Raw genomic sequence first — 15,175 nt, 5'->3', positions numbered from 1 at the left:
TGCTGTTCATCCCCTTTTTTTACTGTTGAATTATTCGTAAAGAGTAATTGCTTGTGAAATTTGTTCTGCGCACTGTTTAACAAGTGCAGCATGTTCTTCGTCTTTCTCTTCTGAAATACGAACGGATGGACCTGATAAAGCAATAGCTGCCATTATTTTTCCTTTTCTAAAAATAGGGGCTGCAATACAGCGAACGCCAGGCTCCCGTTCTTCATCATCGACAGCATATCCTCTTTCCTTACTTAAAGCTAAGTCAGCTTCCAGCTCGTCCAGCTCGGTGATCGTTCGATCTGTATAAGCTTCAAGCGAAAGTTCGTGAAGAATAGATTTTTGCACGCTGTCCTCTTGATAAGCAAGAATACACTTTCCAATAGCATTTGCATGAAGCGGCTTTTTATTTCCTACTTCGGAATGTGTACGAGTGCTATATTGCCCGTTCACCACCTGAGTTGTAACCATCTGTTTATGATGGAGAATTCCCGCGTAAATGGTCTCATTGGTCTCTTCACTCAGCTTCTGCATAGCAGGAACAGAGAGCCAATTCATTTCATAGTTCGTATGCATCGTATTTTGTACGAGTGCCAGCACCAGTTGTGGTGAAACCGTATAGCGGTTAGACGGGTTTCTTACAATAAATCCGTTTTGTTCAAGCGTGCTCACAAGACGATACATCGTACTCTTATTAAAACCGAGCGCTTCCATCATTTCCGGAATAGTCATATTCGGACGGTTTAAAAGCAAAGAGAAGATATCTAATCCTTTTTTTAAAGTTCCAACCTCGGACATGCCCTTCTTCCTCCTTTTATCCGAACAACAATTTTATTATAAAACAAAGCTCTTTATCGTATCAAATAAGGAAACTAAACTAAGTTATTTTCCCTATATGAGAGAATACATAACGTAATTGTTCTTCTTAATCTATTCCACTGTTTTTTCTATTTAAACATAAAAAAAGCCGTAACAATAGAATTTTTTTACAGTTTTTTAAAATTAACTTTGCTTTTCATTCGTTAACTTCTTCAAATCGCTTCAGCTGCTCCAGCTGATTTTCCTTTTTCATAATTTCTTTCTGACGCTCGCCTAGTAAATCGAAATGAGGATAGCCGGATCGATTATCAATATACTTAGCGGGAATGCCATACTTTTCTCCCCACTTAATCAGCTTATTTAAGTCACTGCAACCTACTTTTGTTACGGTAGTTGCGTGTGGAAAACGCTCATCGAGCCAGTAATGAGTTAAAAATGCGATCTCTCCTCGCTTAACAGCTGCTTTCCATGCGTTTAGTTCCGGGCGTTTGATTCCAAATGCCATTATTTCACCTTTTCTCTTTTATATAAGTAGTCACATTGTTTGTTTACTATAAAGAAAAAATATCATTCATATAGAAATCTTTCATAATATCTTGTCTATTTATAACCATCTCTAAATAATAGCGTACTTTCTTCACCTGTTTCCTATCTAACATTATTGTGTGCTTATGATTTTATCATCATCTTCTTTTATTTTTCAAAAGATCCAACAAAAAAATAACGTTTAAATAATAAAGAAAAGCCTTATATGTAAAAGAAGCTAAGGGTTAATTTCAATATTTCTATTGTGAACGATTTCTCCTTTATATTGAATGTTGTTCGTTTTTTATTATGGCAGTATGCATTTAGTTTGAAGCTTTAGTATATTAAAAAACTTCCAAAGTTACCATTCTCACAAAAAGACAGAATTTACTTTTTATTCCGAAAATAATATAATTCAAGTGATATGGAGCTTTTTGCTTCATCTATTTATTATCAAAGGGGGAATTCCGCTTGGCGATGAATGAAAATTCTTTAAAGAAGGTAAACAATGCTTCTTCCTCTCCTGATTACACAGAAATTGTACAGTCTGCTTCATTTCAAAAACTTTTGAAACAAAAACGCAATTTTATTTTACCGCTCTCTCTGTTTTTTCTTGCTTTTTATTTTACCTTGCCTATTTTAACGGCTTACACAACCGTCTTAAACAAACCAGCTTTTGCTTCTATGACTTGGGCATGGGTATTTGCTTTTGCACAGTTTGTGATGACTTGGACCCTATGCATTTTATACACAAAAAGAGCCTCGAAATTTGATGAACTTGTTGACACGATAAAAAAAGAAGCTGCAAATTGAATAGGGGGTTAAATGAATGAACGTACTAGCTTTCTCACTTTTTTTAGCTATTGTAGGTCTTACGCTAATCATTACGTATGCGGCATCCAAGCGGACAAAAACGACCAGTGACTTTTATACAGCAGATGGAAGTTTAACCGGCTGGCAAAACGGCATGGCGATTGCCGGAGATTATATGTCTGCTGCGTCATTTTTAGGCATAGCTGGAATGGTAGCGCTTTCTGGATTTGACGGTTTTTTTTACAGCATCGGCTTTTTAGTTGCCTATCTCGTTGTGTTATACATTGTCGCTGAACCACTTCGCAACTTAGGAAAGTACACGATGGCAGATATGATAGCAGCTCGTTTTAACGAAAAGAAAGTGCGGGGAGTTGCCGCATTAAACACGATCACCATTTCCATTTTTTATATGATTGCGCAGCTTGTTGGAGCAGGAGCATTAATTCATTTATTACTTGGTCTAGATTACGTGTATTCTGTCTTGATTGTCGGCGTGTTGATGACGGTTTACGTTGTATTTGGCGGGATGACGGCGACCAGCTGGGTGCAGATTGTCAAAGCCTTGCTTCTCATGATTGGTACGTTCATTATTTCCATTATTGTATTTTCAAAATTTGATTTTAGCTTTGCTAAAATGTTTTCTGAGATGAAAACCGCAACTCCTCTTGGCGACGGATTTTTAAATCCAGGAAATAAATTCAAAAATCCGCTGGACATGATTTCGTTGAATTTAGCTCTTGTTCTTGGTACAGCAGGCCTTCCTCATATCCTTATTCGTTTCTTTACAGTAAAAGATGCCATCACCGCACGAAAGTCTGTTATTTATGCAACGTGGATCATTGGCGTTTTTTACATTATGACAATCTTTTTAGGGTTCGGTGCTGCTGCATTCGTAGGGTACGATGATATTATCAAAGCAAATGCAGCAGGAAACATGGCAGCTCCCCTGCTCGCTCAAGTTCTTGGCGGAGACTTTCTCTTTGCGTTTGTCTCAGCTGTAGCTTTTGCTACGATTTTAGCTGTTGTAGCTGGGCTGGTGCTCTCAGCAGCTTCAGCATTCGCTCACGACTTTTATAGTCATATTCTCCGTAAAGGGGCTGCAACTGAAAAAGAACAGGTAGTGGCTGCACGATGGGCTTCTATTGGGGTATCCATTCTATCTATTATTCTTGCATTATTTGCTCAAAACATGAACGTAGCATTTTTAGTTGCACTTGCATTTGCCGTAGCAGCGAGCGCTAACTTGCCAATTATTCTTCTTACTATTTTTTGGAAACGTTTTAATACAGCAGGAGCAGTCACTGGCATGCTGGTTGGACTATTCAGCTCACTGTTTTTAGTTGCCATTAGTCCAAACGTGTGGGCACCTGAGCCTGGAGCTGCTATCTTTGTAGGTGAGCCGCTCATCACATTAACAAACCCTGGTATTATCTCCATTCCTCTAGGCTTCTTAGCTGCTTTTATAGGAACACTTCTTTCGTCTAAAAAAGCAGACGAAAAGAAATTTGATGAGATTTTAGTAAAAGCAAATACAGGTATGGGAATCGAAGAGCCTGTCAAACATTAATGCCAAAAAGCCTTGAAGCAGGTTGCTTCAAGGCTTTTTACTAGAATAAATCTTCTTGTAAGCCAATAGCGGCAATTTGTTCATTTCTAAACTTTACAGCTAACATATGCTCTTCTTCCCACGTACATTCAAAAAACAAACCAACTTCTCTTGTATCATGGGGTGCTTCAGGAACAAAGATTTGAATACACTCAACTAAAAAACCGATGTCTTTTCGCTTTTTTACATTCGGAACTAATAAGTCTACCACGTCTTTTTCAACTTGAGTTCTGTATTCATCTCGCACCTGTTGATAATAATCAAAAAGAGCTTTTTCCGTCCTCTTTAACAATAATTCGCTTTGAAGCCAAAATGCTTGAAAAGCCTCTTCTTGCCGTTTTTGAAATGGCTTCTCTTTATCTCCATCAATTGTCAGCAACACATGTTGTTGTTGTCCAAAGAAAGTGACCTGTTTTTCTCCAACCCAGGCCGAGTCATATAACAAAGATCCAAAAAGTGGATGATGTACTCGTAATGTTTGATTCATTGCATACCTGACCCTCTCAAAAAGTGGATTTCTGCTTGCATTGGCGTATAATAAATGGTGCTTGAAACAAACTTCTAAACTTATTCTATGTTACCATATTTTTTACAGAAAGGAGTGCCACAATGTGTGAATACAATTAAATCTTTATACCCTTACTTAAAACCTTACAAATGGCTCGCGCTGTTTGCCCCGCTATTGATGGTCATTGAAGTGTTAGCTGACCTTCTTCAGCCTACTATTATGCAGCATATCATTGATTATGGCATTGCAAACAACAATCAAACATATGTTATCACCCGAAGTATCCTTATGCTTATGTTAGCAATCATTGGCTTAGCTGCTGGTATCGTCTGCGCCATCCTTAGCACAAAAGCAGCAGTAAATTTTTCTACCGATATTCGAAAATCGCTTTTTGAAAAGATTGAAAACCTCTCAAACAGCAACAGAGATAAACTAGGGACTGGTCACTTAATCACCGTCATGACAAATGATGTAACGAGTGTTCAAAACGCATTGAATATGACGCTAAAAGTATTAGTTAGAGGACCTTTACTTTTTGCAGGAAGTATTGTGATCGTGTTATTAACCGCTCGTTCTTTGTTTCCTATTATCGTCGTGGTCGTCCCTATTTTATTTTTATGCATTTGGTTTGTGATCACGAAAGCCGGAAAACTTTTCAAAAAAGTTCAGCGAAGCGTTGATCGTGTAAACACAAAAGTCCAAGAAAATTTATCAGGGATGCGCGTAGTAAAAGCGTATGTAAGAGAATCATATGAAATCAATCAGTTTAAAGAAGCAAACAGCTCCTTGACGCAAGCTAATATGAGTGCTGTTCAGCTTATTTCGCTTTTAATGCCCGTTATTTTATTTGTAGTAAATATCGGCATGGTAGCTACTCTATGGCTGGGTGGACTTCAAGTTGAAGCAGGAAAAATTGAAGCAGGTGTGATTTTAGCTTTTATTAATTACTTAACGATTATTTTAAACGGACTTATGTCAAGCAGCATGGTGCTGATGCAAATTACACGTGCATTCCCTTCAGCTGAACGAATCGATTCTGTTTTAAAAACAAAAATAGACATTCCTCCAGCAAACTCTGCTCCTCAAATCAACAGGCTTAAAGGTGATCTATCGTTTCAAAACGTTACATACAGCTACAGTAAAAATGGAGAAAACGTATTAAAAGATATTTCATTTACTGCTAAACACGGGGAAACTATTGGCATTATCGGCTCTACTGGAAGCGGAAAATCGACGCTTGCAAAACTTATTTCGCGCTTATATGATCCTGATGGCGGCGAAATTTTTGTAGATGGAAAAAATCTGACAAACTATGACGTAAAAGAGCTTCGCTCATCCATTGGGTTTATTCCTCAAAAAGCTACACTGTTTACCGGAACGATTGATATGAATATTCGAATGGGAAACGATCATGCTTCTTCCTCAGAAATTGAAGATGCTGCAGCTTTCGCATGCGCAACGGAGTTTATTGAAAAACTCCCAGAAAAATATGAGTATCCTTTAACGCGAGGAGCAACCAACTTATCAGGAGGGCAAAAGCAGCGTCTTTCAATCGCGCGTGCATTTGTTAGAAAGCCTGCTATATTGGTCATTGATGATGCAACTTCCGCGTTGGATGCTGTCTCAGAAGCGCAGGTACTAACACATTTAAAAGAAGAGTTTTCCGATGCGACCGTCATTATTATTGCGTCTAAAATTTCGTCTCTTCTTCACGCTGATCATATTATCGTCATGGATGAAGGCAAAATTGCTGAACAAGGGACTCATGAAGAATTGCTTCGTCACCACTCTCTTTATTACGACATTTATCTAGCACAAGGCGGAAAAGAGGTGTTGCCTAGTGAATAATCAAGGTAAAAATCAAATGAGCTCTATTCGCGGCCCTAGAGGCATGATGAAGGGTCCTGTAGTGAAGCCAAAGAATGCGAAAAAAACACTATATAGAATCTGGTCATATATGGGAAAACGAAAGCCTCCGCTTGTGGCTGCGATCATCTTAGTTATTGTGACTTCCCTGCTTAATTTATTAGGCCCTTATTTAATTGGGGTTATTATTGACGAGCATATTATTCCCAAAGATATCAGCGGAACGATACGAATGTCACTCACTCTTGCAGGAATTTACATTACGACATCTTTGTTAACATGGCTGCAAACCTATTTAATGGTAAACGTTTCGTTTACGACCATCGGAATGCTCCGCCAAGATTTATTTGCAAAGCTTCAAACTCTCTCTCTTCGCTTTTTTGATAAGCGAGCTCACGGAGAGTTAATGAGCCGGGTTACGAATGATATTGATAACCTGAATAACGCTCTGAGTCAAAGCGTTATTCAGGCTCTGTCCTCTATTTTATCTCTAGTCGGTATTACCATTGCGATGTTCTCGCTCAACTGGATTCTTGCCATTATCACACTGATTGTTATTCCATTAATGGTTATAATCGTTCGACAAATATTAAAACGAAGCAGTGAAAATTTTGTCAAACGCCAAAAAGACTTAGGTGAGCTAAACGGCTTTGTAGAAGAAGCAATCTCTGGAGGAGAAGTTGTTACGCTTTTTAGTAAGGAAAAAGATTTTTTAACTGTTTTTAATGAACGAAATGAACAGCTGAGAAGTTCAGCAACAAAAGCAGAAACATTTTCAGGCTTTTTAGGTCCTGTCACAAACTTTATTAACAACTTAGGCTTAGCACTAGTGATTGGAGCAGGAGCATTTATGGCTGTTCAAGGTAGCGTTACAGTTGGGATGATCGCTTCATTTGTTAACTACTCACGTCAGTTCTCTCGCCCAATCAGTCAAATGGCAAACTTAGTAAACACTATTCTTTCGGCTATTGCCGGCGCAGAGCGCGTGTTTGCGATTATGGATGAGCAGCCGGACGTCACAAACAAGCCAAACGCTCTTTCTGTTACAAAATTTGCAGGAGACGTTGCTTTTGAGAACGTATCATTTGGCTATACTGACGAAAAAATGATTTTAAAAAATGTTACACTTACAGCAAAAAAAGGTGAAATGGTTGCTTTGGTCGGTCCTACAGGTTCTGGTAAAACAACAATCATTAACTTGCTCACACGATTTTATGACATCGCAAACGGAGACATTAAAATTGACGGCCGTTCCATCAGTGACTATAACATCCATGATTTACGAAATCGAATTGGCATTGTTCTTCAGGATACCTATTTATTTTCCGGTACGATTGCGGATAACATTCGATTCGGCCGGTTAGATGCCAGCGATGAAGAAGTGAAAAGCGCAGCAAAAATGGCAAATGCTCATTCTTTTATCAAGCACCTGCCGCAGCAATACGATACCGTGATTTCAGCCGGTGGAGGAAATTTAAGTGAAGGTCAAAAGCAACTCTTATCGATTGCCCGAGCCATGCTCTCTGACTGTGATATTTTAATTTTAGACGAAGCTACTTCCAATATTGATACAAAAACAGAAATTGATATTCAAAAAGGAATGAGTAATCTATTAAAAGGAAAAACAAGCTTTGTAATTGCCCACCGCCTCAAAACGATTGAAAATGCAAATCAAATTCTTGTCTTAAAAGACGGACAGATTATTGAAAAAGGAAATCATCACGAGCTATTAGAGAAACAAGGTTTTTACCACAAGCTCTATACGCAGCAGTTTACGATTTAAAAGAGGCTGGAACATAACTTAACCCAATCCAATCTAAAGACGAGAAAACGAACTATTGATCAATAGTTCGTTTTTTACTTCAACTAAAATACTTTTTTCTCAAGCTCTTTTTCGCTCTATCATTTATCTATCACAGCTACAATTTTTCCTTTTACTCGACGAGTCGCCAGTTCATCTAAAGCTGCCGGCACTTCGTCTAGTGAAATGACTTTTTCCACAAGAGCATTCAGCTTATTTTCTTGTAAAAGCAAAAGCATTTTATTTCCCATCTCCGCAAGTTTTTGCTGTTCTTTTACGTTGTTAGACTGATGTACGCTTCCTAATGCAACTTGATGAAACGATAGTGGATGCGCAAACGAAATCGCATCATTTACATTAGGAGGTCCTGCGATAAATGCAATTTGACCATTAAAAGCAAGAGCCTTTACCGACTCGTCTGCATTGTTACGCCCGACTGTATCCAAGACTAAATCTACACCGAGTCCATCGGTAAGCTCCAGCACTTTTTTCACAAAATCTTCTTTACGGTAGTCGATTGCATAGTCAGCACCTAAACTTTTTACAAACTCATGATTGGCAGAAGATGCGGTTGTAAGCACTGTAAGACCTGCATTTTTAGCAAGCTGAATGGCAAACCCTCCAACCCCTCCAGCACCTGCGTGAATTAAAATCGTTTGTCCTTTTGAAGCGTTCATTTTGTGAAACAATGCTTGATATGCTGTATACCCCGCACATGGAATAGCTGCAGCGTCTTCAAATGAAACTCCTTGTGGAATAAGGGAAACCGTATGAGCTGTTGTCACTCCGTACTGTGCAAACCCGCCTTTTTTTGATAAATCGCTATGATATACAACGCGGTCTCCGATTTTGACAGTTGTGACTTCTTCTCCCACTTCCTCGACAACGCCAGCTGAATCAAGTCCTAATACGTGAGGGTATGTCCAACTGGGATTACCGCCGTTTCCTGTTTTATAATCTACAGGGTTCAAGGCAGTAGCTTTAATTTTAACTAAAATTTCACCTTTAGCTGGATGCGGCTTTTGGATATTTCCGACTTTCATCTCACTTACTTTCCCTTTGCCTTCTAGCAGTAAAGCTTTCATCAAGATCTCCCCTTTTACATTTCTTCCTTCAATTAAAAGTTCTTTTTCAGTATAATAAATACATGTTGTTTACAAAAGACGGCACTTTCATGTAACCAGGTACCTTCCCGGTAACCTAGGTCTATGGATATTAAATTATTATATCCATATTTCATATCTGTTTATGAATGGAGGATTAGCGGTGAAAGCACCCCACTATAATGTACCTGTTGAAGCAACACTTGAAGTAATCGGCGGGAAATGGAAAGTCGTTATTTTATGCCTCTTAAAAGAAGGCGAAAAACGTTTTAGCGAACTTCAGCGAGCTATGCCTGCTATTACTAAAAAAATGCTGTCTCAACAGCTAAAAGAATTAGAAAAAGACGGTGTAGTTAATAGAAAAGTATACAATGAAGTTCCTCCTAAAGTAGAGTACTCACTCAGTGAAGAAGGCGAAACCTTACGAGAAATTTTAAATATGATGTGCGCATGGGGAGATAGAAGAATGGGAAACACCCCAAATTGCAGCTAAGTTCTCCTAGCAGCTTTGTTAAAATAACCGAATAGCTGCTGGGAAGAGCTATTCGGTTGTTTTATCTATTTCCCTACTCTTTCTTATGAGTCGCCCTTGTGTAAGAACATCTGACAACACTATAGAATTCTTTCGCATTTTCATATATGATGATGTCGAACGATGCAGCCAGAATTGTCGAAATAAAACTCAAGAATGATAGGTGATTCAATGATGCAATTAGGTTTAGATTTATCTCAAAAACAACTATTAAAATTGGCCATGACACCTGAATTACGTCAGTCTATCAACATTTTAAATTATTCTACGGCCGATTTAGTTCATTATCTTCATGAGCAAGTCAATGAAAATCCTGTAATTAAACTGTCTGCTGGCGATTCTCAGCAAAAAAATTCATTTAACACTCGAGAACAGCGTTCATATTCAAAAGGTCACACCGATGACGAGTATAATCCGTTTAATTATATATCCGATCAAACTGTGACATTAGAGAGCCATTTATTAGAGCAGCTGTCTATGCTAAATCATTTACACTCACAGCAAAAACACATCGTTCAATTTCTAATTGGAAACTTAAATAAAAACGGCTTTTTAGCAATTGAACCAAAATTGGCAGCCGAACTGCTTAACGTTTCAATTGACGAAGTCAACGATATGATTCACGTTTTACAAAGCTTTGATCCAATCGGAGTGGGCGCTCAAAACTTTGTCGATTCACTGCTTATTCAAATTAAGGCCAAAAAGTCAAAGCCTCCTCTTTTATACGATGTGGTGAAACACGATATTGAAGATATTGCTAACAAAAAATATCGGAACATTTCAAAAAAATACTCTATTTCAATGCGCGAAGTACAAGAAATTGTTGACTGCTTGCGGACATTGAATCCTCGTCCAGCAGGAGATTTCTATGTTCCGCTTACGAAGTACATTTCGCCTGATGTAACGGTACAAAAAATAGACGGCCGCTATCATGTTATTCTTCATAGCGAGCTGCTTCCGCCCATCGAGATTAACAGCACCTACCAAAAACTGGTTCATCGCTCTGCATGCGTAACAACCGATCGATACGTACAGGAAAAAATCCATGAAGCTACTTGGCTAATTAATAGTATTGAGCAGCGTAATGCGACGATTTACAACGTGTCTAAAGCCATTGTGGAACATCAGCAAGATTTTTTTGAAATGGGTATTTCGGGGCTAAAGCCGCTTACCTTAAAAGATATTGCTCAAAAAGTAGACTGTCACGAATCAACGGTAAGCCGTGCAACTAACGGAAAGTATATTCAAACGCCGCGCGGACTGTTTGAACTAAAATACTTTTTCACTAATTCTTTAGAGAGAACCGATGGCGAACAAAGCAATTCTACCGCCTTTATAAAAGAGAAAATTAAAACATTAATTGCCGAAGAAAATAAATTAAAACCTCTTTCAGATCAAAAGCTCATGTCTCTTCTTTCCAGCGAAGGAATTCAAATTTCAAGAAGAACAGTAGCTAAATACCGTGAAGAAGCTGGAATTGAAAGTTCTTCTAAGCGGCGACGATTTTAATATTATTTATTCTAAATTACAGCTTTATTACTACTAAAAAGAACCCGTTGAATAAAAATCAACGGGTTCTTTTTATCGGTTTCCAATAAATAAAAGCCATATGATATTGATACGTATATTCATATGTGCCATTTATTTTCTTTACATGCTGTAAAATAATCTTCTCAGTTTCTAATTTGTCAACATCTTTCGAAAGCAGCTTTGTCGAGTTCTTCTTGATGAGATCTTCGTACGTCTCATACGTTACCGTTTTGGTTATAGGAACCAGCTTACAATCTGCATAAATGCCCAGTTCATATAAAATATTTAGTAAGTCAATATATTCCTTACGGCGCCATTTAATCTCGTACCCAAGTTTTCTATGTAACTCTACGTAATGAGGCTTTTCTGGACCCGCTGACATGCCAATAACCGCCAAACGATTAGCCGAATCATTCATATTTAAGAGACCATCGACAATGTTATGCATACGGTAAAAACAGTTTATTCCTACTACCACGTCATAGTTATCTGTTAGACGCTCATACTCCCATTTACCTTCTATGAACTTTAGATTAGAGCGGGCATTTGATTGTTTTTGTAAGTAGCGGATGATGCTTGGCGAACAATCCATACACGTAAGTTCTTTTACATAATCCGTAATTGAAAACGTATAATTTCCCCAGCCAGGGCCAATTTCCATGACAGAGTCACTTGGATTCAAAAAAGCAAGAAGTTCTTGCTGAAGCTGTTTCACTACAGGATCGTTTTCTGAATCAAAAGACATTTTTTCTAGATATTGCTGCCAAAATTCATCTTCCGCTTTGTCATTTATCATCCGTTCCGATATTGAACCGTCCCATTCTTTCAGCCCTTCCTGCCACTTTTTCACACGATCACTTTCATACACCGCAAATTTTGTAAGCTGCATGCATTCACATTCCCCTCTTTTACACGTAAACCTATACTAACATAAAGAAAAAGAGAGTTCCTTTTTAAACTGGAACTCTCTTTTTCTATTAGTTAAATTAGGCTGCTGCCTCTTCCTCTGTGTGATGCTTCTCTTTTCTGGCATTGATATAAAACATTATCAATGAAAGAGTGATGAAGATTGCTGCAAAGATTCCAAGTACGCCAGCCTGATGCCATACATAGCCGAAATCATCACCAATTGAAATAATTTCACGGAAACCGCGAATTGCATAGGTCATAGGCAAGTATGGATTGATTGCCTGGAAGAATTCCGGCACAAGTGCTTTAGGGAATGTACCTGCACTGCCGCCAATTTGAAGCAGCAGAATAATAAAGGCTAAATACTGCCCTACTTTTCCTAACCCTGTTGTTAAGAACAAGATCAGTGTAAAGAACGTTACACCTGTAATCATGGTAAAGATATAGAAGTGCCAAATGCTTGTTACGTTTAAATGCAAGCCCCAAAGAAGGGCTGTAACAGCAATCGCTGCTTGCAGCATACCTACAATAGTGATGACACTAAACTTACTTAAGAACCACGAAATACCTGATGTCGGTCGAATTGATGGCTCTTTCATTGGGTACACCGCTGAAAACATTAATGTTCCCGCAAACAAGCCAATACATAAGATGTATGGAGCTAATCCGACACCGTACTTATCTACGTTATTTTGTTTATCTGATTTTAAATCCGTTGGATTTGAAAACATGCTGTATGTTTTATCATCTGCTTTAACATCTTTTGCATCTTTTGCACCATCCGCTAAAGATGAATGAAGCTCGCTTGTTCCATCTGATAATTTAGATGAACCGTCATATAGTTTGGATGAACCATTTGTTAACTCTTTAGAACCATTTGCTAATTTGGTTGCTCCGTTTTCTAACTGCGTTAAACCATTTGCTAGCGCTGCGCTTCCTTGTTCAGACTTCTTAAGCCCATCCACAAGTTGCTGCTGCCCGTCAGCAAGCTTTCCAGCTCCTGTATGAGCGTCAGCTATACCGCTGTTTAGCTCTGCAAATTTACTGTTGAACTGCTTTTCTCCGTCTGCTAGTTTAACAGCACCGTTATATACTTTCGTTTGTCCATCGTACAGCTGACTTTGTCCGTCAGCAATTTTATTAATTGCGCTTTGGATATCTTCTCCGCCTTTAGAAAGCTTTTGCAGCGCCGCAGATAACTCTTGCACTTTATCTACTTTTGCTTTTAGCTGCTCTGCTTTTTGCTGCTGTTCATCCATAAACTGCTGAGACGTCAGCTTTTTAATTCCTGCAATCAGCGTTTGTTTTTGCTCATCGGGAATGGATTCGTTGCTGTTAATGCTGTCAATAAGAGCTTGCTGCTGCTGTTCAAACTCCGCTTTTTTTGAATCTACCTGCTGTTTAATCTGAGTGATTTCCTGTTCCGCTTGATTAATTTGCTGCGTAACGCTGCTCACTTCAGCATCCACTTGGTTTAAGCCGCTCGTGAACTGCGGAAGCTTTCCTTGAAGTGTCTGTGTTCCATCATTAAGTTGTTTGGTTGCACTTTGTAGCTTTGACAACCCATCTCGAACACCAACAGCTCCAGTTTCTAATTGACTAGAAGCACTATATAATTGACTGCTTCCATTCTCTAGCTTCCCTAAACCGCTGTTTAGGCTGCCTAAGTTTTCATTAATTGTGTCCGCACCGTTTAGTAGCTTAGCTGCACCGGCATTTAAATCTGTTGCTCCTTTTCGTGCATCCGTTAACCCGCTTGCTAATTTAGCTGTACCGTCTTCAAACGTAACCGTGCTGTCTGCTAGTTTCTTCATGTTATCTCGCAGCGTTTTCGAGCCATTTTCTAGCTCTCCTGCACCGTCACTTGCTTTTTGAAGACCGTCCGCTACTTGCTTAAAGCTGTCAAATACCGTTTCAGCATACTGCTTTGTAACTGCTTCTTTAATCTGATCATTGATTTTAGCTACTGCATTTGAGCTAATTTGAGCGCCTGAATAGTTCTTTCCGGCATTTGTATGGTAGATAAATTTCATTTTTTTAGGATTCTCATCCATTAATGTTGTTGCATTTTTGGAGAAATTCTTTGGAATTTCCAAAACTAAGTAGTAGTCCTCATTTTTTAAGCCTTCTAACGCTTTTTCTTTGTTCGTAAATTTCCAGTCAAATTTATCGTTTTTCTTTAAATCATCAACAAAATCACGACCGACATTCAATTTCTTTCCATCTAACGTAGCACCTTTATCTTCATTTACCACTGCAACTGGAATTTGATCTGTTTTTCCATATGGATCCCAGTAAGCAGATAAAAAGATGACATTATAAAGTAATGGAACAAATAACAATCCGCAAATCACAACAATAGTCATTGGTTTGGAAAAGATTTTTTTCCATTCTCCTTTAATCATATTCATGTTTTTTAGCCTCCAATAATCCTTACTTCCGCCTGACTGTTTGACCGAAAAACATTTTCGGTCATTAAGTTCTGATTAATGTTACCATATTCACAAGAATAAGGTCAATCGTTATTCTGTAATTAAAAGCTGATTTTAGCAGAAAGTTTAAAATCAGCTTTTTAAGATAACGTTCACACTAAATATCAGGCTTAAATCATGAGTTTCATTCGCATCGTTCTTAGTAAATGCCCGTCAAATTCATCATCAAATTCATCCACAAGCTGGAAACCTTTTGATTGATAAAATGCACGGCCTATTCCGTTTTCCCTTTCTACGTTAATGTAAACGATTTTTAATTCCTTCGAGCGCTTCATTCCTTTTTCTAACAATTGCGAACCGATTCCTTTTCCTTGATAAGCAGGCAGTATATAGATAGATCCTAGTTCTATTTCCCCTCTGTTTTGTAGTCGGAAAAAGTTAGCGTATCCTACGATTTTCTCATCAATAGTTGCTACATAAATGAACGAATTACGCAAGCGCCACAGCAGCCTTTTATTGGAGTATGCTTCTGAAAGAAACCGATTCTGAACGCTTCTAGGAATAATTCCTTCATATGTATCATACCAACTCATCTTTGCGACGTATTGAACAGACGTAATATCTTCTTTTCTCATTTTGCGAATGATTACCTCCACTCACATCCCTCCTGACAATTTACTGCTAAAATCGTACATAATTTCACCTGAAAAATATAGTTATAAATATATATTTTTAATTGTAAC

13 protein-coding genes are annotated in these 15,175 nt (G+C 38.3%); 6 read left to right on the top strand and 7 right to left on the bottom strand.

What is annotated here, in order from left to right; all coding sequences use genetic code 11:
• Positions 1 to 30: 30 nt before the first annotated feature.
• Both MKX72_RS04645 and MKX72_RS04640 read right to left on the bottom strand, forming a co-directional pair.
• On the bottom strand, positions 31 to 786 hold the full coding sequence (locus MKX72_RS04645; RefSeq protein WP_028412172.1) for an IclR family transcriptional regulator: 756 nt from the start codon (positions 784 to 786) through the stop codon (positions 31 to 33).
• A gap of 217 nt (positions 787 to 1,003) precedes the next feature.
• Positions 1,004 to 1,312 carry a hypothetical protein gene (locus tag MKX72_RS04640; protein WP_034269656.1) on the bottom strand — a complete coding sequence of 103 codons (309 nt, stop codon included), beginning with the start codon at positions 1,310 to 1,312 and terminating at the stop codon, positions 1,004 to 1,006.
• 497 nt (positions 1,313 to 1,809) lie between these two features.
• Here MKX72_RS04640 and MKX72_RS04635 point away from each other — a divergent pair, with 497 nt between their 5' ends.
• Both MKX72_RS04635 and MKX72_RS04630 read left to right on the top strand, forming a co-directional pair.
• Positions 1,810 to 2,145: a DUF485 domain-containing protein gene (locus MKX72_RS04635; RefSeq protein ID WP_034275644.1), complete on the top strand. Its 336-nt coding sequence runs from the start codon at positions 1,810 to 1,812 to the stop codon at positions 2,143 to 2,145.
• Positions 2,146 to 2,161: 16 nt separating this feature from the next.
• Positions 2,162 to 3,712, top strand: a complete 1,551-nt coding sequence (locus MKX72_RS04630) for a solute symporter family protein (protein ID WP_028412169.1) — start codon at positions 2,162 to 2,164, stop codon at positions 3,710 to 3,712.
• A 40-nt stretch (positions 3,713 to 3,752) separates the two neighbouring features.
• Here MKX72_RS04630 and MKX72_RS04625 read toward each other — a convergent pair whose 3' ends face one another.
• Complete coding sequence (locus tag MKX72_RS04625) at positions 3,753 to 4,238, bottom strand: DUF6985 domain-containing protein (protein WP_028412168.1); 486 nt, start codon at positions 4,236 to 4,238, stop codon at positions 3,753 to 3,755.
• Between the two features lie 126 nt (positions 4,239 to 4,364).
• On the opposite strand from MKX72_RS04625, the gene MKX72_RS04620 reads away from it, so the two are divergent.
• Both MKX72_RS04620 and MKX72_RS04615 read left to right on the top strand, forming a co-directional pair.
• Complete coding sequence (locus tag MKX72_RS04620) at positions 4,365 to 6,107, top strand: ABC transporter ATP-binding protein (protein ID WP_155008441.1); 1,743 nt, start codon at positions 4,365 to 4,367, stop codon at positions 6,105 to 6,107.
• 16 nt (positions 6,108 to 6,123) lie between these two features.
• Positions 6,124 to 7,908: an ABC transporter ATP-binding protein gene (locus MKX72_RS04615; RefSeq protein WP_028412166.1), complete on the top strand. Its 1,785-nt coding sequence runs from the start codon at positions 6,124 to 6,126 to the stop codon at positions 7,906 to 7,908.
• Between the two features lie 119 nt (positions 7,909 to 8,027).
• Here MKX72_RS04615 and MKX72_RS04610 read toward each other — a convergent pair whose 3' ends face one another.
• Entirely contained in the window at positions 8,028 to 9,011 is a 984-nt protein-coding gene (locus MKX72_RS04610; protein ID WP_033578159.1) for a zinc-binding dehydrogenase, read from the bottom strand.
• 163 nt (positions 9,012 to 9,174) lie between these two features.
• Between MKX72_RS04610 and MKX72_RS04605 the strand changes: the two genes are divergently transcribed.
• Positions 9,175 to 9,522 (top strand): winged helix-turn-helix transcriptional regulator, encoded by a 348-nt coding sequence (locus tag MKX72_RS04605; protein WP_014461394.1) that lies wholly within the window; start codon positions 9,175 to 9,177, stop codon positions 9,520 to 9,522.
• 210 nt (positions 9,523 to 9,732) lie between these two features.
• Complete coding sequence (gene rpoN, locus MKX72_RS04600; protein ID WP_224979863.1) at positions 9,733 to 11,070, top strand: RNA polymerase factor sigma-54; 1,338 nt, start codon at positions 9,733 to 9,735, stop codon at positions 11,068 to 11,070.
• A 58-nt stretch (positions 11,071 to 11,128) separates the two neighbouring features.
• Here the strand turns inward: rpoN and MKX72_RS04595 are convergent, their stop codons facing one another.
• From MKX72_RS04595 to MKX72_RS04585, 3 genes are all read right to left on the bottom strand, one after another.
• The gene (locus MKX72_RS04595) at positions 11,129 to 11,980 is read right to left on the bottom strand and encodes a class I SAM-dependent methyltransferase (RefSeq protein ID WP_098626004.1); all 852 of its coding nucleotides are present in this window, start codon (positions 11,978 to 11,980) and stop codon (positions 11,129 to 11,131) included.
• Between the two features lie 97 nt (positions 11,981 to 12,077).
• Positions 12,078 to 14,411 carry a YhgE/Pip domain-containing protein gene (locus MKX72_RS04590; RefSeq protein ID WP_154991691.1) on the bottom strand — a complete coding sequence of 778 codons (2,334 nt, stop codon included), beginning with the start codon at positions 14,409 to 14,411 and terminating at the stop codon, positions 12,078 to 12,080.
• Between the two features lie 191 nt (positions 14,412 to 14,602).
• The gene (locus MKX72_RS04585) at positions 14,603 to 15,088 is read right to left on the bottom strand and encodes a GNAT family N-acetyltransferase (RefSeq protein WP_013081920.1); all 486 of its coding nucleotides are present in this window, start codon (positions 15,086 to 15,088) and stop codon (positions 14,603 to 14,605) included.
• Positions 15,089 to 15,175 lie beyond the last annotated feature (87 nt).

The sequence above is a fragment of the Priestia sp. FSL R5-0597 genome, from assembly GCF_038006305.1.
GTDB lineage: Bacteria > Bacillota > Bacilli > Bacillales > Bacillaceae_H > Priestia > Priestia zanthoxyli.
The sequence above is the reverse complement of the archived record's forward strand: the minus strand, read 5'-3'. Positions and strand labels throughout refer to the sequence as shown.